Annotated in this window: 1 rRNA gene (cut by a window edge); it reads right to left on the bottom strand. The window is 55.7% G+C overall.

What is annotated here, in order from left to right:
• Positions 1 to 22 precede the first annotated feature (22 nt).
• Positions 23 to 1,197 (bottom strand): 23S ribosomal RNA (locus tag ACFYPA_RS37055); its annotated part runs 1,385 nt beyond the window's last position; the annotation flags it as partial.

The raw sequence follows: 1,197 nt of genomic DNA, 5'->3' as shown, positions 1-1,197 counted from the left end.
AACACAGTGGACGCGAGCAACTGAGGACAAGCCCTCGGCCTATTAGTACCAGTCAGCTCCACCCGTTACCGGGCTTCCACATCTGGCCTATCAACCCAGTCGTCTACTGGGAGCCTTAACCAATCAAGTTGGTGGGAATACTCATCTCGAAGCAGGCTTCCCGCTTAGATGCTTTCAGCGGTTATCCTTTCCGAACGTAGCCAACCAGCCATGCCCTTGGCAGGACAACTGGCACACCAGAGGTTCGTCCGTCCCGGTCCTCTCGTACTAGGGACAGCCCTTCTCAATATTCCTACGCGCACAGCGGATAGGGACCGAACTGTCTCACGACGTTCTAAACCCAGCTCGCGTACCGCTTTAATGGGCGAACAGCCCAACCCTTGGGACCGACTCCAGCCCCAGGATGCGACGAGCCGACATCGAGGTGCCAAACCATCCCGTCGATATGGACTCTTGGGGAAGATCAGCCTGTTATCCCCGGGGTACCTTTTATCCGTTGAGCGACAGCGCTTCCACAAGCCACTGCCGGATCACTAGTCCCGACTTTCGTCCCTGCTCGACCCGTCGGTCTCACAGTCAAGCTCCCTTGTGCACTTACACTCAACACCTGATTGCCAACCAGGCTGAGGGAACCTTTGGGCGCCTCCGTTACTCTTTAGGAGGCAACCGCCCCAGTTAAACTACCCATCAGACACTGTCCCTGATCCGGATCACGGACCCAGGTTAGACATCCAGCACGACCAGAGTGGTATTTCAACGACGACTCCACAACCACTGGCGTGGCCGCTTCAAAGTCTCCCACCTATCCTACACAAGCCGAACCGAACACCAATATCAAACTATAGTAAAGGTCCCGGGGTCTTTCCGTCCTGCTGCGCGAAACGAGCATCTTTACTCGTAGTGCAATTTCACCGGGCCTATGGTTGAGACAGTCGAGAAGTCGTTACGCCATTCGTGCAGGTCGGAACTTACCCGACAAGGAATTTCGCTACCTTAGGATGGTTATAGTTACCACCGCCGTTTACTGGCGCTTAAGTTCTCAGCTTCGCCGACCCGAAAGTCAGCTAACCGGTCCCCTTAACGTTCCAGCACCGGGCAGGCGTCAGTCCGTATACATCGCCTTACGGCTTCGCACGGACCTGTGTTTTTAGTAAACAGTCGCTTCTCGCTGGTCTCTGCGGCCACCCCCAGCTCACG

Source organism: Streptomyces sp. NPDC005775, assembly GCF_042871565.1.
Taxonomy (GTDB): domain Bacteria; phylum Actinomycetota; class Actinomycetes; order Streptomycetales; family Streptomycetaceae; genus Streptomyces.
This window is presented reverse-complemented; position numbering and strand designations above follow the sequence as displayed.